Origin of the sequence: Streptomyces sp. NPDC059355, from assembly GCF_042752335.1 — a bacterium.
In the GTDB taxonomy this organism is placed as follows: domain Bacteria; phylum Actinomycetota; class Actinomycetes; order Streptomycetales; family Streptomycetaceae; genus Streptomyces.
This window is the reverse complement of sequence record NZ_JBHYXN010000067.1, coordinates 1-22,677: the sequence shown is the minus strand read 5'-3', so window position 1 is coordinate 22,677 and position 22,677 is coordinate 1. Positions and strand designations below refer to the sequence as shown.

General features: G+C 71.7%; 21 protein-coding genes. 10 read left to right on the top strand and 11 right to left on the bottom strand.

Features of this window, described 5'->3' with window-relative positions:
• Nucleotides 1-32: 32 nt before the first annotated feature.
• The gene (locus ACFXGI_RS36590) at nucleotides 33-2,450 is read left to right on the top strand and encodes a serine/threonine-protein kinase (RefSeq protein ID WP_384716692.1); all 2,418 of its coding nucleotides are present in this window, start codon (nucleotides 33-35) and stop codon (nucleotides 2,448-2,450) included.
• 56 nt (nucleotides 2,451-2,506) lie between these two features.
• The gene (locus tag ACFXGI_RS36585) at nucleotides 2,507-3,004 is read left to right on the top strand and encodes a peptidylprolyl isomerase (RefSeq protein ID WP_384716689.1); all 498 of its coding nucleotides are present in this window, start codon (nucleotides 2,507-2,509) and stop codon (nucleotides 3,002-3,004) included.
• 139 nt (nucleotides 3,005-3,143) lie between these two features.
• Here ACFXGI_RS36585 and ACFXGI_RS36580 read toward each other — a convergent pair whose 3' ends face one another.
• The 3 genes from ACFXGI_RS36580 to ACFXGI_RS36570 are packed head-to-tail and all read right to left on the bottom strand — an operon-like array spanning nucleotide 3,144 to nucleotide 5,505.
• The gene (locus ACFXGI_RS36580; protein WP_384716686.1) at nucleotides 3,144-3,653 is read right to left on the bottom strand and encodes a hypothetical protein; all 510 of its coding nucleotides are present in this window, start codon (nucleotides 3,651-3,653) and stop codon (nucleotides 3,144-3,146) included.
• A 2-nt stretch (nucleotides 3,654-3,655) separates the two neighbouring features.
• Nucleotides 3,656-4,156 carry a hypothetical protein gene (locus tag ACFXGI_RS36575; protein ID WP_384716683.1) on the bottom strand — a complete coding sequence of 167 codons (501 nt, stop codon included), beginning with the start codon at nucleotides 4,154-4,156 and terminating at the stop codon, nucleotides 3,656-3,658.
• Nucleotides 4,157-4,194: 38 nt separating this feature from the next.
• A complete protein-coding gene (locus tag ACFXGI_RS36570; RefSeq protein WP_384716680.1) occupies nucleotides 4,195-5,505 on the bottom strand; it encodes a hypothetical protein in 1,311 nt (436 codons plus the stop codon).
• Nucleotides 5,506-5,693: 188 nt separating this feature from the next.
• Between ACFXGI_RS36570 and ACFXGI_RS36565 the strand changes: the two genes are divergently transcribed.
• Nucleotides 5,694-6,170: a hypothetical protein gene (locus ACFXGI_RS36565; RefSeq protein ID WP_384716677.1), complete on the top strand. Its 477-nt coding sequence runs from the start codon at nucleotides 5,694-5,696 to the stop codon at nucleotides 6,168-6,170.
• Between the two features lie 13 nt (nucleotides 6,171-6,183).
• Here ACFXGI_RS36565 and ACFXGI_RS36560 read toward each other — a convergent pair whose 3' ends face one another.
• Genes ACFXGI_RS36560 through ACFXGI_RS36550 form a run of 3 tightly spaced genes read right to left on the bottom strand, consistent with a single transcriptional unit; the run spans nucleotide 6,184 to nucleotide 8,592 of the window.
• Nucleotides 6,184-6,960, bottom strand: a complete 777-nt coding sequence (locus ACFXGI_RS36560; protein ID WP_384716675.1) for an enoyl-CoA hydratase/isomerase family protein — start codon at nucleotides 6,958-6,960, stop codon at nucleotides 6,184-6,186.
• Nucleotides 6,957-7,436, bottom strand: coding sequence for a Zn-ribbon domain-containing OB-fold protein (locus ACFXGI_RS36555; RefSeq protein WP_384716672.1), 480 nt, complete (start codon nucleotides 7,434-7,436; stop codon nucleotides 6,957-6,959). Before ACFXGI_RS36555 ends, ACFXGI_RS36560 begins: the two co-directional genes overlap by 4 nt.
• A 4-nt stretch (nucleotides 7,437-7,440) precedes the next feature.
• Complete coding sequence (locus ACFXGI_RS36550) at nucleotides 7,441-8,592, bottom strand: lipid-transfer protein (RefSeq protein ID WP_384716669.1); 1,152 nt, start codon at nucleotides 8,590-8,592, stop codon at nucleotides 7,441-7,443.
• Nucleotides 8,593-8,678: 86 nt separating this feature from the next.
• Between ACFXGI_RS36550 and ACFXGI_RS36545 the strand changes: the two genes are divergently transcribed.
• Nucleotides 8,679-10,301, top strand: coding sequence for a FadD3 family acyl-CoA ligase (locus ACFXGI_RS36545; protein WP_384716666.1), 1,623 nt, complete (start codon nucleotides 8,679-8,681; stop codon nucleotides 10,299-10,301).
• On the opposite strand, the gene ACFXGI_RS36540 is transcribed toward ACFXGI_RS36545, so the two are convergent.
• From ACFXGI_RS36540 to ACFXGI_RS36525, 4 genes are all read right to left on the bottom strand, one after another.
• On the bottom strand, nucleotides 10,291-10,863 hold the full coding sequence (locus tag ACFXGI_RS36540; RefSeq protein WP_384716663.1) for a Uma2 family endonuclease: 573 nt from the start codon (nucleotides 10,861-10,863) through the stop codon (nucleotides 10,291-10,293). The genes ACFXGI_RS36545 and ACFXGI_RS36540 overlap by 11 nt on opposite strands.
• A 42-nt stretch (nucleotides 10,864-10,905) precedes the next feature.
• Nucleotides 10,906-11,637 carry a class I SAM-dependent methyltransferase gene (locus tag ACFXGI_RS36535; RefSeq protein ID WP_384716660.1) on the bottom strand — a complete coding sequence of 244 codons (732 nt, stop codon included), beginning with the start codon at nucleotides 11,635-11,637 and terminating at the stop codon, nucleotides 10,906-10,908.
• A gap of 263 nt (nucleotides 11,638-11,900) precedes the next feature.
• On the bottom strand, nucleotides 11,901-12,131 hold the full coding sequence (locus tag ACFXGI_RS36530; RefSeq protein WP_384716657.1) for a hypothetical protein: 231 nt from the start codon (nucleotides 12,129-12,131) through the stop codon (nucleotides 11,901-11,903).
• Nucleotides 12,132-12,357: 226 nt separating this feature from the next.
• Nucleotides 12,358-15,465 (bottom strand): BTAD domain-containing putative transcriptional regulator, encoded by a 3,108-nt coding sequence (locus ACFXGI_RS36525; RefSeq protein ID WP_384716654.1) that lies wholly within the window; start codon nucleotides 15,463-15,465, stop codon nucleotides 12,358-12,360.
• 132 nt (nucleotides 15,466-15,597) lie between these two features.
• Between ACFXGI_RS36525 and ACFXGI_RS36520 the strand changes: the two genes are divergently transcribed.
• The 6 genes from ACFXGI_RS36520 (at nucleotide 15,598) to ACFXGI_RS36495 (ending at nucleotide 22,056) form a co-directional block, all read left to right on the top strand.
• A complete protein-coding gene (locus ACFXGI_RS36520; protein ID WP_384716651.1) occupies nucleotides 15,598-16,818 on the top strand; it encodes an amidohydrolase family protein in 1,221 nt (406 codons plus the stop codon).
• An 85-nt stretch (nucleotides 16,819-16,903) separates the two neighbouring features.
• Nucleotides 16,904-17,731, top strand: coding sequence for a trypsin-like serine peptidase (locus ACFXGI_RS36515; protein ID WP_384716648.1), 828 nt, complete (start codon nucleotides 16,904-16,906; stop codon nucleotides 17,729-17,731).
• Between the two features lie 595 nt (nucleotides 17,732-18,326).
• Nucleotides 18,327-19,187 carry a helix-turn-helix domain-containing protein gene (locus tag ACFXGI_RS36510; protein WP_384716645.1) on the top strand — a complete coding sequence of 287 codons (861 nt, stop codon included), beginning with the start codon at nucleotides 18,327-18,329 and terminating at the stop codon, nucleotides 19,185-19,187.
• 1,153 nt (nucleotides 19,188-20,340) lie between these two features.
• Nucleotides 20,341-21,069 (top strand): hypothetical protein, encoded by a 729-nt coding sequence (locus ACFXGI_RS36505; RefSeq protein ID WP_384716643.1) that lies wholly within the window; start codon nucleotides 20,341-20,343, stop codon nucleotides 21,067-21,069.
• A gap of 320 nt (nucleotides 21,070-21,389) precedes the next feature.
• Entirely contained in the window at nucleotides 21,390-21,650 is a 261-nt protein-coding gene (locus tag ACFXGI_RS36500) for a hypothetical protein (RefSeq protein WP_384716640.1), read from the top strand.
• A gap of 79 nt (nucleotides 21,651-21,729) precedes the next feature.
• A complete protein-coding gene (locus ACFXGI_RS36495) occupies nucleotides 21,730-22,056 on the top strand; it encodes a hypothetical protein (protein WP_384716637.1) in 327 nt (108 codons plus the stop codon).
• Nucleotide 22,057: 1 nt separating this feature from the next.
• Here the strand turns inward: ACFXGI_RS36495 and ACFXGI_RS36490 are convergent, their stop codons facing one another.
• Nucleotides 22,058-22,519: an NUDIX hydrolase gene (locus ACFXGI_RS36490; RefSeq protein ID WP_384716634.1), complete on the bottom strand. Its 462-nt coding sequence runs from the start codon at nucleotides 22,517-22,519 to the stop codon at nucleotides 22,058-22,060.
• Nucleotides 22,520-22,677 lie beyond the last annotated feature (158 nt).

Genomic DNA, 22,677 nt, shown 5'->3' with positions numbered 1-22,677 from the left:
CGGCGAGGGCCCGTACGGGGATTGTGAGGCGAGTGGTGGAGCAGCTGACGCAGCACGACCCGAGACGGATCGGCCCCTTCGAGGTGCTGGGACGGCTCGGCGCCGGCGGCATGGGGCTGGTCTATCTCGCGAGGTCGGCATCCGGGCGCCGGGTGGCGATCAAGACGGTGCGGACCGAGCTCGCCGAGGACCAGCTGTTCCGGGTGCGCTTCACCCGTGAGGTGGAGGCGGCGCGGGCCGTGTCCGGCTTCTACACCGCGGCCGTGGTCGACGCCGACCCGCGGGCCGCCGTGCCGTGGCTGGCGACCGCGTACGTCCCGGCGCCCTCCCTGGAGGAGATCGTCAACGAGTGCGGGCCGATGCCCGCCCAGGCCGTACGGTGGCTCGCCGCCGGCATCGCCGAGGCCCTGCAGTCCATCCACGGCGCCGGCCTCGTCCACCGCGACCTGAAGCCGTCCAACGTGCTCGTCGTCGAGGACGGCCCGCGCGTGATCGACTTCGGTATCGCGAGCGGCGTCTCCAACACCCGCCTGACCATGACGAACGTCGCCGTCGGCACGCCCGCGTACATGTCGCCCGAGCAGGCGAAGGACTCGCGCAGCGTCAAGGGCGCCAGCGACGTCTTCTCGCTCGGCTCCACACTCGTCTTCGCCGCGACCGGCCATCCGCCGTACCACGGGGCCAACCCGGTGGAGACGGTGTTCATGCTGCTGCGCGACGAGCCCAACCTGGAGGGGCTCCCCGACGAGCTGCGGCCGCTGATCGACTCCTGCATGCAGATGGACGCGACCCAGCGCCCGACCCCGGCCGACCTCCAGGCGCAGCTCGCCCCGCACCTCTTCGACGGCGGCGACGACAGCGGCACCGCCTCGGCGTGGCTGCCGGGCCGGGCCGTCGCCATGATCGAGGCCCGGCGGGCGGGGCAGCGTACGGCCGTCGCGCCGGTACCGGCCCCCGGCCGTTCCCCCGGGCGCGGCTCCGACGCCGCGACGCACCGCAGGGAGCCGCGCGGCTCCTCCGGCGGCGCCGATCCGTGGGTCGACCCGCGTACCGGCCAGGCCGTCCCCCAGCGTCCGCAGCACCCGCCGCGGCCGGTGTCCCCGGCGCCGTCCGGCGAGCCGGTCCGGCTCGGCGGCTCGCCGGTCCCGATCGGGCCCGGGCCGCGTACGGGCGCCGCGGCGCCCGCCGCGCACGCGGCCGCCGCCGACTCGGCGACCGGCTGGGTCCGCCCGCCGGGCGGCGGCGCGGCCGCCTCCCACGCCCCGGCGTCCTCCTCCGTTTCGGCCGTGGTGCCCTCGCCCGCCGCCGGACCCGACAGCGGCCGCTGGCGGCCCTGGCGCTTCCGCATGTCCAACGAGGTCTGGGGCACCCCGACCGTCGCCGGTGACCTGCTGTACGTGACCTCCTTCGAGGTGCACGCGCTGGACGTGGCCAGCGGCCGCCGCCAGTTCAAGACCCGCGACGTCGCCTGGTCCATGGCTGTCGCGGACGGCCGTATCCACGCCTCCGACGGTCCCTCCCTCTACGCCCTCGACGCCGCGGACGGCTCCGAGCGGTGGCGGCTGAACACCGACGCCTGGGTGTACGCGCTGCGCGCAGACCGGGGCACCGTCGTCACCGCCACGCGCGGCGGCGGCGTCCAGGGCCGGGAAGCCTCCAACGGCCAGAAGCTGTGGGAGCTCACCGGCGCCCAGAGCGACTTCGAGACCCCGGAGGCGGCCCCCGTCCTGCACGAGGGCACGGTGTACGTGTGGCAGGACGCGCGGCTGCGCGCCCTGGACGCCCGCAGCGGCCGCGAGGCCTGGTCGTACCCGGTCGGCGACGCCGCCTCCTGCGGCAACGTCCCCGTACGGGTCACGCCGGCCCCGGACGGCAACGTCTACATCGCGGCCGGCACCCGCGTGCTGTCCGTGGACCGGGCCTCGGGCCGGGTCCGCTGGCACTTCGAGGCCCCGGCGGTCTTCCTGGCCGCCCCGGCCTTCGCGCCCGGCGCGGCGGTCACGGGCGGCGGGGTCTACCTCGCCGACTACCTGGGCACGGTCTACGCCCTGGACGCGGCCACCGGCCAGGACCGCTGGCGGATCGCGACGGAGGCACGGCAGTCCTCGGACCCGGTGGTGGTCGCGAACGGCAACGTCCACCTGGGCGCCGGCAGCGCGCTGTACACGCTCGACGCGGTCACCGGCACCCCGAAGTGGCGCTTCGCGGCGGGCGGCGAGATCACCGGCCTGCCGGCGGTCGCGGACGGCCGGGTGCACTTCGGCTCGGCCGACCACTGCCTGTACACCCTGGACGCGGCGGGCGGCCAGCTGCGCTGGAAGCTGGCCACGGGCGGGGAGATCACGGGCGCCCCGGTGGCCGAGGCGGGCGTGGTCTACGCATGCAGCAAGGACCGCTGCGTCTACGCCCTGGACGCGGCCAAGGGCACCGGCACCCGTACGGCCGGGTGAGGGTTTTCGGGCCCCTCCGAGTCGCGTGCGGCACCGGGAGTGACAGGATGGACCCCATGAGCAACGTTTACTTCGACATCAACATCGACGGCAAGCCCGCCGGCCGCATCGAGTTCAAGCTCTTCGACGACGTCGTCCCGAAGACCGCCGAGAACTTCCGCCAGCTGGCCACCGGCCAGAACGGCTTCGGCTACGCGGGCTCGCCGTTCCACCGCGTCATCCCGCAGTTCATGCTGCAGGGTGGCGACTTCACCAACCAGAACGGCACCGGCGGCAAGAGCATCTACGGCGAGAAGTTCGCCGACGAGAACTTCCAGCTGAAGCACGACCGCCCGTACCTGCTGTCGATGGCGAACGCCGGCCGCAACACCAACGGCTCGCAGTTCTTCATCACCACCGTCGTCACCCCGTGGCTGGACGGCAAGCACGTCGTCTTCGGCGAGGTCGTCGAGGGCTCCGAGATCGTCGACGCGATCGAGAAGCTCGGCACCCCCTCGGGCGGCACCCGCGGCAAGATCGAGATCGCCGCCTCGGGCGTCGTCGAGAAGGCCTGACCGACCCCGCACCACCCGCCGTACCGGCTGGTCGGCCCCGCCCCCCTCACGGGGGGTCGGGGCCGCCGCCATGTCCGGGTGTCCGGACCCGGGACATGGACCCGGGCCCCGGGCCCGGACCCGGACCCGGCGGGGTCCGTCAGAGTTTGCGGACCCCGTGCCAGCTCCAGCCCGCGCCGAGCACCGTCTTGCGCAGCGGGTCCTTCAGGTCGCGGGTGTCCAGGCGGAACGACTCCACCTTCCGGCGGCTGCCGTCGGGCCCCCTCTCGAAGGTCCACTCCTTCTGCCTGTGCCGGATGGGCCCGCGGCCGTGCTCGCGCTGTACGGTCCGGCCCGGCGCGTTCCCGGCCCGGGTCACCGCCCACTGCTCGTCCATGGCCCGCACCTCCCGCTCCTGGGGGAGCAGGCGCAGCCAGACCTTGAAGGTCCGCTCCACCTGCCGGCGGCTCAGGCCGGAGCCGGTGGCGGGTTCCATGATCTTCCAGTCCGCCACCAGATCGGCGCCCCCGCCGCCCGCCTCGCGGACGCTGAACACCACACCGGTGCCGTTCAGTGCGAGCAGCGCCGCCCGCAGCTCCTGGGTCGGGATCGCGCTGGCTCCCGAGTCCGCGCGCACCGTGCCCATGTATTTGTCCCAGAGGCGGCCCATCGCTACGCCTCCGCCCCGGTGTCGAGGCTGACGGTGCGCAGGAACTCCTGGAAGTCGTTCAGGACGCCGTCCTCCTGCGCCGCGGTCGAGGTCAGGATCAGCCGGATCACCGCACGCCGGTGCGGGTCCTCCTGGTCCAGCACGGCCAGGTAGACGTGGGACTGGACGAGGTCGCGGCGCACGCCGCCCCCCACGGCCGACAGGGTCAGCCGCTGGGCCAGGCCGGGCGAGGCCTCGGAGCCGAGCTCGCGGCGGCTGGTCACCGTCACCGACTCGGCGGCGGCCCGGCGCAGGCGCTCCACCGACTCCTCGGCCATGTCGGCGAGCGTCGCCCCGTCGGGGCGGAAGTCGCCGTCGACGGTGATGTTGGCGGTGAATCCGTCGTCCGGGTGCCCGTGCAGCGCGATGAACGCCACGCCCGGAGCGCCCACCTCGTCCGGAGGTGCGGATCGCCATCCGTCGGGCAGGCTGAACTCGATCGGCACCGGCAGGGTCGTGGGCATTTCAGGCCCTCCTTCCACAAGGGGAGTACATCAGTCGATCAACGGAGCCAGCTGGTGACTTCGCCCTTGAGGGAGCCGGCCGTGTCGCCCACCCAGTCGGCCGCGTCGACCGCGACGTCCTTGACCTTGCCCGGGTCGACCGTGAACTCGCCTCCGACGGCGCCGCCGACACCGAGGGCCAGGCCGGCCTTGCCGCCGAAGTGGTACTTGCCGTCCTCCCCCTTGCCGAAGTCCCATTTGAATTCCGCGCCCGCGCCGTACCAGCCTTCGGCCGTGGCGCCGGCGCCGAGCCCGGCGACCTCCCCGCCTGCGGCGACGCTGGCTTTCTCACCGGCAAACGCCTTGAAGGCGCCGTTGAAGCCCTGCTGGCCCAACCCGAGGCTGGCGGAGGCCTCGCCGCCCGCGAATCCCTCGAAGCGACCGTAGCCGCCGACGATCCCGTAGTTGGCGTGCCCCTCCAGCATCGCCCGGATACCCGCGGACGCCTCGGCCTTGCCGGAGATGCCCTTGTCGGTGATTCCGTAGTTCGCGGTGGCCCTGGCTCCCAGGTACATGTCGTCCACGCCGCCGAGGTTGAGCGCCCCGTTGTTGTACTCACCCTTGTACGTCATGTGGAAGAGGTCGGCGTAGAGCTTGATCGACCCCTCCTTGCCGTACTTGGTGCCCGTGAGCTTCATGCCGGCGTCGGGCCCGGTGAAAGTGAAGCCGTCGTCTTCCTTGGGCTTGTCCCCGGAACCGTCGTCGAGCTTCTTCGGGGCCTTGTCCAGGTCGCCCTCGGCGTAGCGGTTGAATCCGGTGAGCGTTTCGTCGTCGCCCTTGCCGAGGGCGTCCCGGTTGCTGTCGATGACGGCGGCGCTGAGGGCGGTCTTGACGTCGGCGTCGAGTTCGGCGACGGCCTTCACGCGGTCGTCGATGTGCTTCTGCCATTTGGTGACGGCGTCGCCGACCGTCTTCTGGCCGTCGGGGTCGTGGTGGTACGCGCTGCGCTCGGAGGGCGTCAGCTTCGACCAGTCGAAGGCCACGTGCCCCTGCTCGGAGACCGTCATGCCGGCGGCTATCGCGTCGTCGCGCGCGCTCTCCAGCTTGTTCTTCAGATCGGTGAACTTCTCGTGCGCATCGCGCAGCAGGCTCCCGATCGCCTTCGCCTGGGCCTGCGCGGCGGTGTATTCGTAGCGGGTCGCCGCGAAACCCGTATGGGCTGTCTGCTGGCTGACCCCGTTCCAGGTTTCCCCGCCCAGCGTGATCTTCTGCACGGAATCGCCGTAACGGGTCTCGACCTTCTTCAGCTCACCCGCCATTTCCTCCCATTTGGCGGCCGCCGTGGTCAATAGACCCAAGTCCGTGGTCATGACTTCGTAGTAGGTCAGCACCGGATCCCCTTACAGATTTCACAGCGTCTTCACCTTCGACTGCGCCGCAAGGAACCGGACATGGTGCGCCTCCCCGTTGGCCGGGTTTGATCATATGCATGGCAACTGTGAACGGGGCAAGCGGTGATAGCGTGGCCCGCCGTTGTCCAGGGGAGGGGTTTCGAGCCATGGTGGCCGGACGTCGTATCAGGTTCACCGCGGTGCTGGTCGCGGTCGTGTTCGCGCTCACCGGATTTTCGTCCAGCGGGCACGGTCACGGCTCGAAGAGCAGCGGCAGCGGTGGCTGCTCCAGCTCCAAGAAGCGGAGCAGCTACAACAGCAACAGCAACAGCAACAGCGGCAGCAACGGCAGTGGCAAGTCGAGCCCGTCGCCCACCAAGAGCGCCGGCCCGCCCGCCCACGCCCAGGTCGTCACCTGCGCCGGTCCCGGCAGCCCGCAGGCCGTCCTCAAGGTGACCTCGGACGTCGACACGACGCGCCTCGTCAACGTGCCGTTGGTCTTCCAGGGCGCGGGCGGCGTCGTGGAGCGCACCACCGTCCCGGTCTCGCTCAAGGCCCGCGAGACGCAGACCGTCACCGCCAAGATGGCCCAGAAGGACAAGGCGGCCGACGTCAGCGCCTGCGTCGTCGGCACGATCAACTAGCCATGGGTGTCCGCTAGCGGATCCGCGGCTCCGGCGCCGCCCGGCGCCCCGTGAACAGGTCCGCCTGCCGCTCCGGGGAGAGGTTCCCCAGCGCTATCAGCGCCGGGGCCTGAGCCAGCGCCTGCTGCAGCGCGGCCTGCTTCGCCGACCACAGGGCCCGTACGGTGCCCTGCACGGCCTCCGTCGGATACCCGGCCAGCGTCCCGGCCGCCCGCAGCGCTGCCGCCGGCAGCTCCGCGGGCTCGGCCAGCTCGGAGACCAGCCCGATCTCGTACGCCCGCCGCGCGGAGAGCCGTTCCGCCGTCCCCATCAAGGACATCCGGGCGGCCTCCCCGAACGGCATCCGCTGCGCCATGTACACGGCCTCGTACGCGCTGACCATCCCGTACGCCGTATGCGGGTCGAAGTAGGTCGCCGTCGAGGACGAGACGATGAACTCCGACTCGCCCAGCAGGTAGAACGCCCCGCCGCACGCCATGCCGTTGACGGCGGCGACCACCGGCTTCCACAGGTCGTTCGCCTTCGGGCCGACGGACACCAGCGGATCGTCCACCGAGTACGGGGAGGACGGCTGGGGGACCTCCACCCCGCGGTCGATGCCCGTGCAGAAGGCCGCCTGCCCGGCGCCCGTCAGCACGACCGCCCGTACGTCCTCCTCGTGCCGGAACTTGCGCCACACCGCCGCCAGTTCCGCGGCCGTCGCCAGGTCGATCGCGTTGTGCCTGCGCTCGCGGTCCAGGGTGACGACCGCGACCCCGCTCGCCTTGTCCCGCTCCACCCGTACCGTCACTGCTTCTCCAGCACCCAGCGCGGCACGGCCATCCCGCGGACTTGCGTGAACACGACCTGGACGCGGGCGCCGATGCGCAGGCGGGCCGGGTCCACGGAGTCCAGCGGGGCGTCGGCCGAGCTGACCAGGTTCCCGGCGAGGCGGATGTGCGGGGCGTCGGCGAGCTCCACGAGGATCACGTTGTACGGGGCCTGCGCGGCGTACGCGGGCAGCAGCGGCGGGTGCGGCCGTACGTACGACCAGATCCGGCCGCGCCCGCTCATCGGAAGCCACTCGGAGTCGAAGGACTGGCAGTGCGGGCAGCACGGGCGGGGCGGGAAGCGGAGCCGGCCGCACGCGGTGCAGGCCTGGACGCGGAGTTCGCCCCGGGCGGCGTACTCCCAGAAGGGGGCACCGTCCTCGTCGGGGACGGGCAGGAGCAGATCGTCCGCGGAGGCCGGGGCGGAGTCGGCGGCGGAGGCCGTGGTGGTGGTCATGGGGTCAGCTCCTCAGCAGGATCGCGGACGTCGGGACACCCTCGCCCGCCGTCACCAGGCAGGTCGCGGCGTCCGGCACCTGGGCGGTGGAGACCCCCCGAAGCTGCTTGACGCCCTCGTTGATCAGGTTGAAGCCGTGCACGTAGGCCTCGGACAGCCCGCCGCCCCCGGTGTTGATCGGGAGCCGGCCGCCCATCTCCAGGGCCCCGCCCTCGGTGAACGCGGCGCCCTCGCCGCGCCCGCAGAAGCCGTAGCCCTCCAGGGACAGTGGGATGAGCGGGGTGAAGGCGTCGTAGATCTGGGCCACGTCCACGTCCTGGGGCCCGAAGTCGGCCTGCTTCCACAAGTGCCGGGCGGCGGTCCAGGCGGGCCCGGACAGCGGGTCGTCGTTCCAGTAGTTGACCATGCCGTGGTGCTGGGCGGGCAGGCCCTGGGCGACGGAGTGGACGTAGACGGGCTTCCGGCGGCAGTCGCGGGCCCGCTCGGCGGAGACGATCACGCAGGCCAGCGCCCCGTCGGTCTCCAGGCAGTTGTCGAAGAGGCAGAGCGGATCACTGATCATGCGGGAGGTCATGTACATCTCGCGGGTCAGCGGGCGCTCGTACATCATCGCGGCCGGGTTTTCGTTGGCCCGGTTGCGGCAGGCCATCGCCACGTTGAAGAGGTGGTCACGGGTGGCGCCGTACTCGTGCATGTAGCGCCGGGCCAGCATCCCGATCTCGTCGGCGGGGCGCAGCAGCCCGAAGGGGCGGGTCCACTGGCCGGGGGTGGGCAGCTGGACCGCGGTGTTCTTCCAGGGGCGAGGGCCGGAGCCGCGCTTGCGCGAGCGCCAGGCGACGCCCACGGTCGCCTGCCCGGTGGCGACGGCTGCCGCGAGGTGGCCGACGGTGGCGCAGGAGCCGCCGCCGCCGTAGCCGATCTTGGAGAAGAAGGTGACGTCGCCGGCGCCGATGGCCTTGGCGACCTCGACCTCGTCGGTCTCCTCCATCGTGTACGAGGAGAAGGCGTCGACTTCTGAAGGCGCTATTCCGGCGTCCGCGAGAGCGGCCAGGATGGCGCGACAGGCCAATTCCTTCTCGGACTCGGGAAGCCGTTTGGCAAAGGCGGTCTGACCGATCCCGACTATCGCCGTAGCGTCCTTGAGTGTTGCCGCCATCGCCACCTCCGGGGCTGCACCAGTACTGACAGCCGCGAAGGCTACAGCTAATCTGACGGATAGTCAGCTACTGGGAGGGGTGTGCGATGACCGAAGACGCGCGGGGGGATCTGCGCTGGGGCAGCATCGCGGGGCTGGTGCGCGCGGCGGCCGCACGGTACGCCGACCGCGAGGCCGTCGTCGACGGGCGCGTCCGCATCGGCTACGCGCAGCTCGGCGAGCGCGTGGAGCGGGCCGCGGCCGCCGCCATCGCGGCCGGGGTCGAGCCGGGGGACCGCGTCGCCGTATGGGCCCCCAACACGCTGGAGTGGATCGTCTCCGCGCTCGGCGCGGTCTCGGCGGGCGCCGTACTCGTCCCCCTCAACACCCGTTTCAAGGGCTCCGAAGCCGCGTACGTCCTGCGGCGCAGCCGGGCCAGACTCCTCTTCGTCACCGGCACCTTCCTCGGCACCTCGTACGTCGCCTCCCTGCGCCGCGCCGCGGCCGAGGGGGAGGGCCGCGGGCCGCTGCCCGGGCTGCCGCACCTCGAACAGGTCGTCGTCCTCGCCGAGGACGCCCCGGACGACTTCCGCACCTGGAAGGAGTTCCTGGCCGGCGGGGACAAAATCGGCGCGGAGACCGTGCGCGAGCGCGCCGAGTCGATCCGCCCCGACTCCCCCTCCGACATCATCTACACCTCGGGCACCACCGGCAGCCCCAAGGGCGCCGTCATCACCCACGCCCAGTCGCTGCGCTGCTACGACGTCTGGAGCGAGCTCGCCGGTCTGCGCGAGGGCGACCGCTACCTGATCGTGAACCCCTTCTTCCACACCTTCGGCTACAAGGCCGGCATCATCGCCTGCCTGATGCGCGGGGCCACGATGGTCCCGCAGCCCGTCTTCAACGTGGACACCGTCCTCGCCAACATCGCCGCCGAGCGGATCTCCGTACTCCCCGGCCCGCCCACCCTCCACCAGTCCCTCCTGGACCACCCCCAGCGCGACCACCACGACCTGTCGGCGCTGCGCCTGGTCGTCACCGGCGCCGCCGTCGTCCCGCTCCAGCTCGTCGAACGGCTCCGCGGCGAACTGCACATCGCCACCGTGCTCACCGCGTACGGGCTCTCCGAGGCGAGCGGCATCGTCACGATGTGCCGCCGCGGGGACCCGGCCGAGGTCATCGCCTCGACCTCGGGACGGGCCATCCCCGACACCGAGGTGAGGATCGCCGACCAGCACGGGCGGGCCCGTCCCGCCGGCACCGCGGGGGAGGTGTGGGTACGGGGCCACCACGTCATGCAGGGCTACTTCGAGGACCCGGCCGAGACCGCCGCGGCCGTCACCCCCGACGGCTGGCTGCGCACCGGCGACGTCGGGGTCCTCGACGCCGAGGGCAACCTGCGCATCACCGACCGGATCAAGGACATGTTCATCGTCGGCGGGTTCAACGCCTACCCGGCCGAGATAGAGCAACTCCTCGGCCTGCACCCGGACATCGCCGATGTCGCCGTGGTCGGCGTACCCGACCCGCGCCTGGGCGAGGTCGGCAAGGCGTACGCGGTGCGCCACCCGGGCTCCACCCTCACCGCCGACGACCTGATCGCCTGGTCCCGCCGCGAGATGGCCAACTACAAGGTCCCGCGCGAGGTCGAGTTCGTCGCCGAGCTGCCGCGCAACGCGAGCGGAAAGGTCCTGAAGCGCGAACTCCGCGCCCGCCTGGTCAGGGGGTGAGCGTGCCCAGGTCGATGTCCGCGGGGAACGGGACCGCCACCTTGAGCCGGTCGCGATGGATCCCGGTCGGGACGTACGTCCGGGTGACCGTGTCCAGCTCGTAGACGTGTACGACGGGCTCGCCCTGCTCGTCCTCGACCCGCCAGAAGTGGGGGATCCCGGCCTGGGCGTACGTGAAGGGCTTGATCGAGCGGTCACGGTCGGCCGACTCCTCGGACACCACTTCGATCACCAGGACGACCTCTTCGGGGAGGTGGCGGGTGCGGTCGGGGTCGTAGGTGACCGTCGCGGCCAGGACGTCCGGTTCGGGGCGGCTCCTCCTGTCGAGGCGAACGGTCATCTCCTGTTCGATCTCGATGTTCTCAGGCGCGGCCTGACGCAGTCCGAAGGCCAGGTTGACCACGAGGCGGGAATGCCACAACCGTTGCGGGGAAACCCTGAAGACGAGCGCTCCCTCGATGAGTTCGGTGTGCCGGGGTGCCTGGGGCAGGTGGTCCAGGTCGTCCGCTTCCCATCCGCTCGGACGGGGTGGATACATCCATTCGGGGAGTGCGGGTTCCATGACGTCCTCCTGGGACATCGGCCGGCCTTCCGCGCCGCGCCGTCAGGCGGCCGGCCTGCGGGCCAGGACGAGGCGCCAGCGCGGGGTTCCGTCGTCGCGGCGGCCGAAGTGGTCCAGGGGGACCGTCTCCACCGTGAAGCCGGCCGCGCGCAGATCGGCGCGGACGCCGCCCAGCGGGAAGGTCCGGTAGTACATGACGAACGGCGGCCGCCACACGGCGTTGCGCACCCGCATCGCCGCGTCGAAGCCCGCCACCGCCCACCACACCCCGGAGGCCGGACGGATCGGCGCCCCGATCGGGAACGCGAAGAGGCCGCCCGGGCGCAGCGCGGCGTGGACGCCGGAGAAGAGGCCGGGCCGCTCGGCCGGGAGGAAGTGGCCGAAGGCGCCGAAGCTGACGGCGAGGTCGTACGAGCCCGCCGACTCCGCCGGCAGCGCCCGGGCGTCGGCCCGTACGAGGTCGACGCGCTCCTCGGGGTGCGCCCGCGCGGCCTCGGCCAGCATGCCCGCGCTCAGGTCCACCCCGGTCACCCGGCCCCGGCACAGCCGGAGCAGCATCCCGAGCCCGGCGCCGGTCCCGCAGCACACGTCGAGCCCGGCCCCGAAGGAGCCCTCCCGCTGGGCGAGCGTCTCCTCAACGGCGTCGAGCATGCGGTCGGGGGTGCGGAAGGGGGTCTGGTCGAACTTGGGCGAGAGCAGGTCGTACCCGCGCTCGACGGACGAGAGGGCCTGCACGGCGAGCTCGCGGACGGTGGGTCCCTGTGAGGTGAACACGGGGCCAGCCTAGTGAGACGCACCGTACGCGCGCATGCGACGGCGGCCGCGGTGGCTCCCCCTCCGGGCCACCGCGGCCGCCGTCCTTGTTGTGCTCCCCCGTTGTCCGTGCTCCCGGTGGTTCCCCCGTGACCCCACCGGGCCGTGCTCCCCCGTGACCGCGTGGGGTTCCCCCGAATCCCCGCGCGGCCCCTGTTGGTCCGGTTCCCCGTATCCCCCGTGGAACCGGCCCCCCCGTCCCCCGCTATCCCCCGTGGGACGTCTTACGGACGCGGACCCGAGGCGTGGTTGTCCATCGCCACGATGTCCTCGCCCGAAGCCGGCTTCTTCTCCAGCGGCTTGATCTCGATGCCGGAGGCGTGGTTGTCCATCGGTGTGATGTCGACGCCCGGTACCAGGCTGTCGTCGAGCGGCTTGATCTCGATGCCGGAAGCGTGATTGTCCATCGGCTTGATGTCGCCGTCGTTCGGCAGGATGTTCTCGTTCGTCGTCATCGGTTCTCCTGATGGATGGGTAGGGCCCGTTCGGCGATTCCCCCGCGGACCGCCGAACGGGTGGTCCTCCAGACGACTCTCGCGCCCCCCGACGCGGTGAGTCGATGTATCCATCTTGGCGGGCGGCGATAAACGAACGATGAATGCCTCATTCATCAGCCGATCATCAGGCGGCGGGCAGCCTGCGGTCAGCGGCCGGCCGGCCGATCACCGCAGCTCAAGCCGCTCAGGCCGCTATCTCCGCGGCCAGCAAGGCCTGCACTTCGGTCAGTTCCGCCGACTTCAGCTGCTTGAAGACGACCTCCGCGTCCCGCCAGCACACCCGCGCCCGGTCCCGCTGCCCCAGCCGCCGCAGCGCCTTGCCCAGCACCGTCAGCACGGTCGCCCGCCGCCACTCCCCGCCGATCCCGCGCAGCGCGATGGCCTGTTCGGCGTGCGCGGCGGCCAGCGTGGGCCGGTGCGCGGCCAGATGGGCCACGGCCAGCCGGAAGTGCGTCACGCCCTCCCACAGCGGCTGCCGGTTGTCGTGGAACAGTGAGAGCGCCTCGGTGAGCTGGTCCTGGGCCTCGCCGAGCCGCCCGGCCTCGGTGAGGGCGATGCCCAGCGCGTAGCGGCCGTTGGCCAGGCGCAGGGTCAGGCCCATCCGGTCGTATATGGCGATGCCCTGCTGGGCGAGGTCGATGGCGCTGGTCAGCCGGCCCAGTTCGACGTGGATCCGGGAGAGGTTGCACAGGGCGCTGGCCTCGCCGATGTGGTTGCCGTCGGCGCGGAAGTTCTCGATGGCCTCCAGCAGGTACCGCTCGCCGTCGGCGTGCCGGCCCTGGTAGAGGGCGATGATCCCTCGGTCGTTGGGCGCCCAGCAGCTGGGCAGCGGGTCGCCGGCCTCGCGGGCGAGGTCCATGGCCTGACGGGCCTCCTCGTCGGCTTCGCCGAAGCGGCCCGCGACCAGGTGGACGTTGGTGAGGGTGGTCCGGGCCCGGCCCTCCGCGTGCGGGTCCTTCGCGGCGTGCGCGGCGTCGCGCAGGGCCACGGCGGCGGACTCGTACTGCTTGGAGTTGGCCCCCGACTCGGCGAGGTCCTTCGCCGCCCACAACAGGTCGACGGCCCGGCGCAGTACGTCCGCCCGCCCGGTCGAGCGTACGGAGGCCTGCCGGACGCAGGCCAGCAGCGGGTCCGCCTCGGCGTACAGCCAGTCCAGGGCGGCGCGGGGCTCGGCGAAGCGCAGGCCGGGGTAGTGGGTGTCGGACAGGTGGGCGGGGAGCCGGTCGCCGGGGCGCTCCACCGCGTACACCGCGGAGGCGGTGGCGAGGTAGAAGTCCAGCAGCCGGTCCAGGGCGGCGTCCCGCCCGCTCGGCGGCAGTTCGTCGCGTTCGGCGCAGGCACGCGCGTAGAGGCGTACGAGGTCGTGGAAGCGGTAGCGGCCGGGCGCGGCCGATTCGAGGAGGGAGCAGTCCACTAAGGCTTCGAGGAGGTCCTCGGTGTCGTACTCGGGCAGGTCGAGTACGGCGGCCGCGGCGGCCAGCGAGATGTCGGGCCCGTCGGCGAGGCCGAGGAGGCGGAACGCGCGCTGCTGTTCGGGCTCCAGCTGCCCGTACCCGAGCTCGAACGTGGCCTTGACGGCGAGGTCTCCGGTCTGGAGCTCGTCGAGCCGGCGGCGTTCGTCGGCCAGCTTCGCGGCGAGGACGGACACGGTCCAGGTGCGGCGGGCGGCGAGCCGGGAGGCGGCGATGCGGATGGCGAGCGGCAGGAAACCGCAGGCTCCGACCACGTCGAGGGCGGCCTGGCGTTCGGCGCCGACGCGCTCCGCGCCCACGATCCGGGTGAACAGCTGGAGGGCCTCCTCGGGACTCATCACGTCGAGGTCGACGAGATGGGCCCCGGCGAGGCCCGCCATGCGGACCCGGCTGGTGACGAGCGCGGCGCAGCCCGCGGTCCCCGGCAGCAGCGGGCGGACCTGGGCGGCGTCACGGGCATTGTCGAGCAGGACCAGGACGCGGCGCCCGTCGAGCGTGGACCGGTACAGCGCGGCCCGCTCGGCGGCGCTGTCCGGGATGGCCGTGTCGGGGGTGCCGAGGGCGCGCAGGAAGGAGCCGAGGACGGCGACGGGTTCGGCGGGCCGCGGCTCGGTGCCCTGGAGGTCGACGTAGAGCTGCCCGTCGGGGAAGTGCGGGCGCGCGGCGTGCGCGACGTGCACGGCGAGGGTGGTCTTGCCGACGCCGCCGATGCCGGCGAGGGCGGAGACGGCCATGACCTGGCCGCCGACGCCCGACAGGATCTCGCCGAGCTCGTTGACGAAGGTGGCGCGGCCGGTGAAGTCGGCGACAGTGGCGGGCAATTGGGCGGGCCTTATGAGTGCGGGCGCGGCGGCCGGGGCCGGGTCCTCGGCGCAGGCGAGTTCGGCGTCCGCGCGCAGGATGCGCTGCTGGAGCGCGGCGAGTTCGGGCCGGGGGTCGACGCCGAGTTCGTCGGCGAGGAGCCGGCGGGTGTCGGCGTACACGGCGAGCGCCTCGGCCTGGCGGCCGCTGCGGTACAGGGCGAGCATGAGGAGCTCGCGCAGCCGCTCGCGCAGCGGGTGGGCGGCGGTGAGGGCGGTGAGCTCGGAGACGGCCTCGGCGTGGTGGCCGACCTCCAGGTCGAGGTCGAGGCGGGTCTCCAGCAGCTGGAGGCGCCATTCCTGGAGCCTCGTGCGCTCGGTGTCCGCGTGCGGGCCGGGGACCCCGGCGAGCGGTTCGCCGTCCCAGAGGTCGAGCGCGCGGTCGAGCAGCGTACGGGCGAGGATGCGGTCGCCGGCGCCGCGGGCCTGCTCGGCCTCGGCGGCGAGGCTGCGGGCGACGCCGAGGTCGAGGGCTTCGGCGGGGGTGTGGATGGCGTAGCCGCCGGACTCGGTGACGAGCATGCCGGGCGCGAGGACCTTGCGCAGGCGGGAGGCGTACGTACGGATCGTGGCGAGGGCCTGCTGCGGCGGGTCCTCGCCCCAGATCGCGTCGATCAGCTCGGGCGCGGTGGCGGTACGGCCGCCGCGCAGCAGGAGCGCGGCGAGCAGGGCGCGCTGCTGGGGGGTGCCGGAGGGCAGCGCCTCGCCGCCGCGCCAGGCGCGGATGGGGCCGAGGACGGCGAAGCGGCAGGGGGCGGGGGCGGGAGTGGCGTCGGGGGCGGGCGTGGCGGCCTCGGTGTCGGCGGCGGGAGAGGCGGGCGTGCCGGTTCCGGTGTCCGCGGCGGGAGCGGCGGTGAGGTCGGGCCGGGTCCCGGTCGTGGTGTCCGGCGCGGCAGCGGAGTGGCGCCGGGCTGCCTCGGGGTGGTTCCGCTGGTGCGGGATGGCCGGTATGCCGTCCATCTGTCGTCCCCCCTGCCTTCCGTCGGTGTAAGGGCCAGTCTGCCCTGTCTTGCGCTTACCCGTCAGCCCGTGTCGGACCGATCACTCCCCAACTAGCTGACGGTTCGTCAGATCGGCGCTACCGTAGTCCACATGGAGACCTTCCCGAAGATCATCTCGGTGGACGACCACACGGTTGAACCTCCCCACGTCTGGCGGGACCGGCTCCCGTCCAAATACCGGGACACCGGCCCCCGGATCGTCCGCGCCCCCCTGAAGGAAATGACCTTCCTGGGCGGGAAGTTCGCCCCCGTCATGGGGGCCAGGGGCGACGACGGCCCGATCGGCGACTGGTGGGTGTACGAGGACCTGCACCGACCCCTCACCCGCCTCGACACCGCCGTCGGCTACGACCGCGACGAGATCAAACTCGAAGTCATCACGTACGAGCAGATGCGCCCGGGCTCCTTCTCGGTTCCCGAGCGCCTCGCGGACATGGACGTCAACCACGTCCAGTCGGCGCTCTGCTTCCCGACCTTCCCCCGCTTCTGCGGCCAGACCTTCACCGAGGCCAAGGACCGCGAGCTCGGGCTGCTCGGGGTACGGGCGTACAACGACTGGATGGTGGAGGAGTGGTGCGGCCCGGACGCGCACGGCCGCCTGATCCCCCTCACCCTGATCCCGCTCTGGGACGCCCGGCTGGCCGCCGCCGAGGTCCGCCGCAACGCGGCGCGCGGCGTGCGCGCGGTCGCCTTCTCGGAGATACCGCCGCACCTGGGCCTCCCGTCCGTCCACACGGACGAGTGGGACCCCTTCCTGGAGGCGTGCGACGAGACCGGCACGGTCATCGCGATGCACATCGGCTCCTCGTCGCGCATGCCGTCGACCTCGGCGGACGCGCCGCCGGCCGTCGGCTCCACCATCACCTTCGCCAACTGCTGCTTCTCGATGGTCGACTGGCTGATGAGCGGCAAGTTCGAGCGCTTCCCCAATCTCAAGATCATGTACGCGGAGGGCCAGATCGGCTGGATCCCGTACATCCTGGAGCGCGCCGACGTGGTGTGGGAGGAGAACCGGGCCTGGGGCGGCGTCGCGGACAAGGTGCACCGTCCGCCGTCGGAGCTCTTCGCGGAGCACGTCTTCGGCTGCTTCTTCGACGACCCGTTCGGCCTGAAGAACCTGGACTCGATCGGCGTCGCGAACGTCCTCTACGAGACCGACTACCCGCACTCGGACTCGACGTGGCCGAAGTCGCGGGAGGTGGGCGAGGCCCAGATGTCCCACCTGGCGCCGGACGTGGTGGACCGCATCGTCCGCGGCAACGCGATCGACCTGCTGGGTCTGACGCCGGAAGGGCTGTGGGCAGGGGCGTGAGGGGGCGGGAGCCCGGAGGTCCCCTTGCGGCGAAGGTGAAGATCAAGGCATGCTTCGCCGGAGCAAAGTGGGAGGGGCGGTGGCGGTGGACAAGCGGACCGTGATGACCGGGGTGTTGTGCGCGGTGGCGGCGCTGGGCGCGTCCGCCGTCATGACGAAGGTGGTGCCGGCTGCGGAGGGCCGACCGGAGGCGCACGTCAAGGCGGCGGCCCCGGCGAAGCCCTCGCCGAGCTCGTCTTCGCGATCGCAAGCGGCGAAGCAGCCGCAGCTCGACACCTCGGGAACACCCCGGCCGGGCAGCCCCGCCGCCTTCACCGGTGCCCTGTTCGAGGGCGGCGTACAGGGTGACCACTTCTGCACCGCCACCGTGGTGCACAGCGCGGGCAAGAACCTGATCGTCACCGCCGGGCACTGCCTGCTCGCCGGGAAGCACGGCGACGCGGGCGCGGTCTTCGCACCCGCGTACGCGAACGGCGGAGCCCCGTACGGCGCCTGGACCATCGAAGAGGTCTTCGAGGACTCCCGCTGGTCCGAGGACTCGAACGACGACTACGACCTCGCCTTCGCCCGCCTCGCCCCGGACGCCTCGGGCCGCAACATCGAGGACGTCACGGGCGCCGCGACCCTGGACACCACGGGCCGCTCGGGCGAGGAGATCACCGTCACCGGCTACCCGGCGGACCGCAAGGTCCCGCGCACGTGCACGGCGTCGGCGATCCGCGAGACGCCGGCGGAGCAGCGCTTCGACTGCGCGGACTTCCCGGGCGGCACGAGCGGCAGCGCCTGGCTGGCGAAGGACGGCAAGATCATCGGGATCCTGACGGGCGGCGACACGGACGACGTCTCGACGAGCACGATCCTGGGGGAGTACGCGGCGACGCTGTACGCGAAGGCGGCGGCGGCGACGCGCTGAGCCGCCGGCGCACCCGCGGTGCGCGAGCCGGGGCCCAAGGTCCGCAGCCGCGTCGACCGCGGCGGTATGCGCCCCTTTCGCCTCCCGTGTACGCCGAACGCCGCACGAGCCGACGACCGGCCGCGTCCGGACACCGGCCACCCGGGAGCGGGAGGCGGCCCCGGGGAGGGTTCGAGGTCCGCGCCGCCGGAGCCAAAGACAGTCCTCCGCTTAGGAACTGACGGTCCGTCGGTGACGCATGTCCGGGTTGGGTACGATGGCGCACAGTCGTAAACAATCGGCCGCTCGATCGCTCGAAGGACTGGATCGGTGTCACCTGGCATGACGCCCGCAAGGCGGTGGGAACGCGGCCGCCCTGCGGTCACGACGGGCGTCGCAGAGGCTGTGGGCGGACGCCGCCGGACATCCGGCGGCGCCGGGCGCGGGGTCGTCCGCCGTCGGGGGAGCCGTTCCGGGTGTTGCCCGTTGGACCGGATAGGTGGTCTTCGCCATCCGAGCGTGCCCCCCGCCGGTTCGGGTAAGCAGAATGCCTTTGCCGCTTGCCGTGGGCCCTGCATCTCTGTGTGAGTCCGTGTAGTTGGAGGTAAAACCGCCCATGGCGGCGAACGGAAGCCCCACCGTCAGAAGGCTTCGCCTCGGCGCGGAACTTCGGCGGCTGCGCCGGGCCTCGGGCATGACGTCCCAGCAAGTGGCCGGTCTACTCCTGGTCTCCCAGTCCAAGATCAGCCTTCTGGAGACGGGGCGTCGCGCCATCAATCCCCGTGACGTGCGTGATCTGTGCGAACTCTACGACGTCACCGACCAGTCGTTCGTCGCTTCGCTGATGCGGATGGCGAAGGAGTCGGGCCGGCAGGGCTGGTGGGTCGCCTACGGCGACGTGCCCTACGGCGTGTTCGTCGGCATGGAGACGGAGGCCGTCTCCATTCACTCGTACGAGCCACTGCTGATGCCCGGCCTGCTGCAGACCCCCGCCTACGCCGAGGCGGTCATCGGGGAGACGAACCCTCACATCACTGCCGAACAGGCCGCCATCCGTCTTGAGGTGCGGCTACGGCGCCAGCACCGCGCCCACCACCCCGCCCGCCCCTTTCGCTTATGGGTCGTCCTGGACGAATCGGCGTTACATCGCACCGTCGGCACCGCCGACATCATGCGCGAACAGCTCGAACACCTGGACCGCATCAGCGCCCAGCCGCACATCACCGTGCAGGTCCTCCCGCACACCGCAGGAGCCCACCCCGGTGTCTCGGGGCAGTTCTCCATCCTCACGTTCTCCGACAACGACGCGGGAGTCGTGTACTTGGAGCGTTTCACCAGCGATCTCTACCTGGAGAAGCCCGCGGACCGTCGGCCCTACCACTTCATGTACGACCACCTCCAAGCACAAGCACTCGCGCCCGAACAGAGCCGCCAGTTCATCCGCGACACCATCCGGATCTACACACGCCCCTCGTGAGCGGTGGGTGGCGCCGACGCTCAGCCAGGGGCCCCGCCCCCCCCGCCCGGCCAGGGCTCCGCAGGCGGAACACGTCGCGCTGCCGACGGGTTCTCGCACCGGCGCGGCAGCCTCCGGGACTTCGTGCTGGAAGAGCCAGGGGGCATTCGCATTGCGCTCCAAGACGAACCTGAAGTGCTGCTGGCGCCTCAGTTCGAGGGCGTCCTTGTGCCGCATCCGGCCCACCCCCGACGACGCCATTGCGCCCCAGAACGCACCTAGTACTGCACAGATCAGCACGAGCCTCACCAACATGTCTGCCACAGCGGGTCCCTTCCGGTGACGGATTCGTGCAACGGGGCCCGCGCTCGAGCCCTCGGCAACATCTCCACATAACGCAGCGGCATATGCAGAGTTATGCCCCGCGCTCTCATTGCAGCCATGTGGGGCACCTTGTCTGCTTGCAGTAATTTCCTATTTCCGTGAGACGGGCCGGTTGCGGGGCAGGGCGGGCGAAGCGCGCCGGCCTGACAGCACGGCGATCGCTCCACCCCCACACAGGCGATACCGAAACCGGGGCGAGGGGGCGGTCGGCCGGCTCGGTCCGGCCCCGTGCTCTACCCCGATCCACCCCGGCCCACTCCTCGCCATCACTGCCCTGAGCTGCGGTGAACCCTGGTCCTGGCGGTTCGCCGATACTGCAGAAGCGGTGAAGGGAAACGGTCCGTACGCGTGCGCTCCATCATCATCACCCGCATGGCTCACACCCTGCCCGGCGCCGGAAGCGTTGGTTGGACTATGACAACAGCAAACCTCGGTGCAATCTTCCATCGGCGTGCGGGAGAAGAGGATGCCCTTGCTCGCCCAGGGGTCGCCCGGATGGGTAAGTGGACTTTCACACCGGCTTCATCGGACCGGGCCCAGGGTGAGACCGCGGCTCTCCATCATGAAGGTCTGAAAATCGAGCTGAATTACTCGTCCTCGATCTTCGAGGACTTCCTGGAAGCGATGAGCTCGATCTGTCACGAATTCAATCGACGGTCGCACGGCGCGGCTGTACCCGGGATGTGCAGCACTGACGGCCGATTGAGGCAGGACTCCCTTGTATGAACCATATGGTCATCACGACTGGACCGGCTTCCCCACCCAGCCGGATGCCCGCACGTTTCGGCCCGTGCCGGATCCCGAGCAGGACATCAGCATCGGGTATTCGCCACTCGGGGCGGCCCAGGAGAACGGCGCGTGGGATCCGGCGGAGGAGCTCGCCTGTCTGCTTCAGGGAAGCATGGGCGCCCAGACGGAGTCCTTCGACCGGGTCGTCTTCGACGAAGTGAACGACGCGGTGAGCACCACCGGGCTGGTGGCCGGACCGCCGGGCATCGGTCCGGCGCCAGCATCCGCAGGGCACCGCCGCCGGACCGTACGGGCGAAGACGCCGGGAGTGGCCCTGATGCGCACGGGCAGCCTGTGCACGTCCGTGTTGGTCGCGCTCATCGCCGCCGTCGTGAGCATCTTCAGCGGGCTGGCCATCTGCGACGCCCTACGGCACAGCGCCGTACCCCACACCGGCCACGACGTGGTCAGCTGGTGGCCGCTGCTGATCTACGGCCCCTGGATGGTCGCCTCGCTGTCCATCCTCAGGGCGGCCCTGCACCAGCGCCGCGCCGTCCACTCCTGGTCCATCGTCCTGTTGTTCTCGACCCTGGCCACCCTCCTGTGCGTGGCCCAGGCACCGAGGACGCTCCCCGCCCAGGCCGCGGCGACCCTGCCCGCCATCGCCGCACTCGCCTGCTTCCAGCAGCTCGTCCGCCAGATCACGCTCACCCGGCCGCCCCGCCAGCCGACGCCGCGACACCGCAACTCCAGGTCCTCCCCGGCCCCCAGACTCCACTACGGGGCATGACGGTCACGTCCGGGAAGTCCCCGGCCGACACCGGTCCGCCGCCCGAGCGATCCGCGCCCGGCAAGCGCTCGTCGGGCGCGGCCGAGGAAGGTGAAGGCCGCGACGATGGCGCCACCGCGTACGGCGCCGGGGACGAAGGCGCGACAGCCTCTGACCGCATGGAGAACGTGGTCCTTCCCGGAGCCCGCCGTAGTGATCGTTTTCATCTGAGGAACGACAACCGAATCCGATAAGTCACGGGCGGTCCGCAATCCAGTCGCGACGGCCTCCGAGGACTGCCCCGCACCCCCCGCACCACCCGCAGAGAGAGGACAGCAACCATGGCGTACGAGCCCTCATACGCTGAAACAATCCGGTACAAGCGGCTTCAGGACGCCGCCTACCAGGCAGGCCTGGACGCCGCCACCAATCTCCAGGCAGCCCTCGCGCTGGCGGGAATGGTGCTCCCTTCCCTGGCCAACGACGGGCCCGTGGGCGCCCGCGGGTTCGTCCGGCTCGGCGGATGCAGCGTCGCCGTCGCCAACCAGCTCGCCGAGGTGATCGCGGCGGGCGCCCACGCCCTGCAGGAGCAGGGGGTGTGAGCACCCGCCCCCACCGCGCCGGTACAGGCCCGCCCGCCGCGACTTCCCCACCGCCAGGCCGACTCCAGGGGGTCCTTGCATGAAGTGGCGCGATTCCCCGCGCGTGCCGAAACCGCAGGAGGCGCTCGACCCCTACCGCTTCCCCGGCGTGCGGGACTTCGAGGACACGGAGGGCGCGGAGGACACCCGCCTCGCGAGCCCCGCACCGATCCCGGACCCGGGCCCGGAGGAGCGGCCTCGCAGCCGAATCGGCGCAGCGCACCACCGACGCCTTGAGCTGCACGCCGCGCTGACCGCGGCCGGCATCCCGCCGCTCGCCGGAGACCTTCACGCCATCGAAGCCGTCGCCGCCCTGGACGGCACCACCAACGCGGCGGTCCGACGATGGATCGCCGGCGCCCGATGACTCACGTCACCGTACGGCCCTGGTTGCCCACCAGGCCGAGGTGAACGGTCTCGGCCGGGGTATCGGCCAGCAGCTCGGCGAGCCGCGGCGGCCACAGGGGCTCCCCGAGCGAGGCCAGGGCCTGCTGCGACAGCCACCGCCAGTGTGCGTCGGGCGACTCGGGGACGGGATCGCGGCGCGGGCCGGTGGTGACGTAGATGTGCTCGTGCTGCCGTACGGGGATCCCCTGATGGGTGAAGTCGTGCTCCCAGGTGCACAGCAGCCGCTGCGGCACGAGATCGGTCCACCCGGTCTCCTCGCGCAACTCCCTTCGCACGCACTGCTCAGGAGTCTCCCCGGGATCGATCCCCCCGCCGGGCGGCAGCCAGTGGATCCCGACCTCGATGTTGTTCTCCCGGAAGAGGAACACCGATCCGCTGGGGGAGAGGACGACAATCCGCGCTGCCTGCCGAGGAGTTCTCATCACCTCAGCGTACGACGGGAAGGTGCCCGTGGACTTGAGGTCGGGGGTGGTGGTCGGGATCGCCGGCTGGCGGGGTCTCGTTGTTCGGGGTCGGGGGTGGTTCGGGGGTTTCCCGGCAGTCGACTGTCCTTCCGTGTCGGTCCGGGCCGTCAAGGGCG

Excerpts from the sequence above, each read along its gene's own strand:
- ACFXGI_RS36510 (WP_384716645.1), top strand. The coding sequence starts at position 18,327 with ATGGCGGCGAACGGAAGCCCCACCGTCAGAAGGCTTCGCCTCGGCGCG.
- ACFXGI_RS36525 (WP_384716654.1), bottom strand. The coding sequence starts at position 15,465 with ATGGACGGCATACCGGCCATCCCGCACCAGCGGAACCACCCCGAGGCA.
- ACFXGI_RS36550 (WP_384716669.1), bottom strand. The coding sequence starts at position 8,592 with ATGGCGGCAACACTCAAGGACGCTACGGCGATAGTCGGGATCGGTCAG.
- ACFXGI_RS36540 (WP_384716663.1), bottom strand. The coding sequence starts at position 10,863 with ATGGAACCCGCACTCCCCGAATGGATGTATCCACCCCGTCCGAGCGGA.
- ACFXGI_RS36575 (WP_384716683.1), bottom strand. The coding sequence starts at position 4,156 with ATGCCCACGACCCTGCCGGTGCCGATCGAGTTCAGCCTGCCCGACGGA.
- ACFXGI_RS36530 (WP_384716657.1), bottom strand. The coding sequence starts at position 12,131 with ATGACGACGAACGAGAACATCCTGCCGAACGACGGCGACATCAAGCCG.
- ACFXGI_RS36495 (WP_384716637.1), top strand. The coding sequence starts at position 21,730 with ATGAAGTGGCGCGATTCCCCGCGCGTGCCGAAACCGCAGGAGGCGCTC.
- ACFXGI_RS36580 (WP_384716686.1), bottom strand. The coding sequence starts at position 3,653 with ATGGGCCGCCTCTGGGACAAATACATGGGCACGGTGCGCGCGGACTCG.
- ACFXGI_RS36555 (WP_384716672.1), bottom strand. The coding sequence starts at position 7,436 with ATGACCACCACCACGGCCTCCGCCGCCGACTCCGCCCCGGCCTCCGCG.
- ACFXGI_RS36545 (WP_384716666.1), top strand. The coding sequence starts at position 8,679 with ATGACCGAAGACGCGCGGGGGGATCTGCGCTGGGGCAGCATCGCGGGG.
- ACFXGI_RS36585 (WP_384716689.1), top strand. The coding sequence starts at position 2,507 with ATGAGCAACGTTTACTTCGACATCAACATCGACGGCAAGCCCGCCGGC.
- ACFXGI_RS36520 (WP_384716651.1), top strand. The coding sequence starts at position 15,598 with ATGGAGACCTTCCCGAAGATCATCTCGGTGGACGACCACACGGTTGAA.
- ACFXGI_RS36570 (WP_384716680.1), bottom strand. The coding sequence starts at position 5,505 with ATGACCACGGACTTGGGTCTATTGACCACGGCGGCCGCCAAATGGGAG.
- ACFXGI_RS36500 (WP_384716640.1), top strand. The coding sequence starts at position 21,390 with ATGGCGTACGAGCCCTCATACGCTGAAACAATCCGGTACAAGCGGCTT.
- ACFXGI_RS36490 (WP_384716634.1), bottom strand. The coding sequence starts at position 22,519 with ATGAGAACTCCTCGGCAGGCAGCGCGGATTGTCGTCCTCTCCCCCAGC.
- ACFXGI_RS36565 (WP_384716677.1), top strand. The coding sequence starts at position 5,694 with ATGGTGGCCGGACGTCGTATCAGGTTCACCGCGGTGCTGGTCGCGGTC.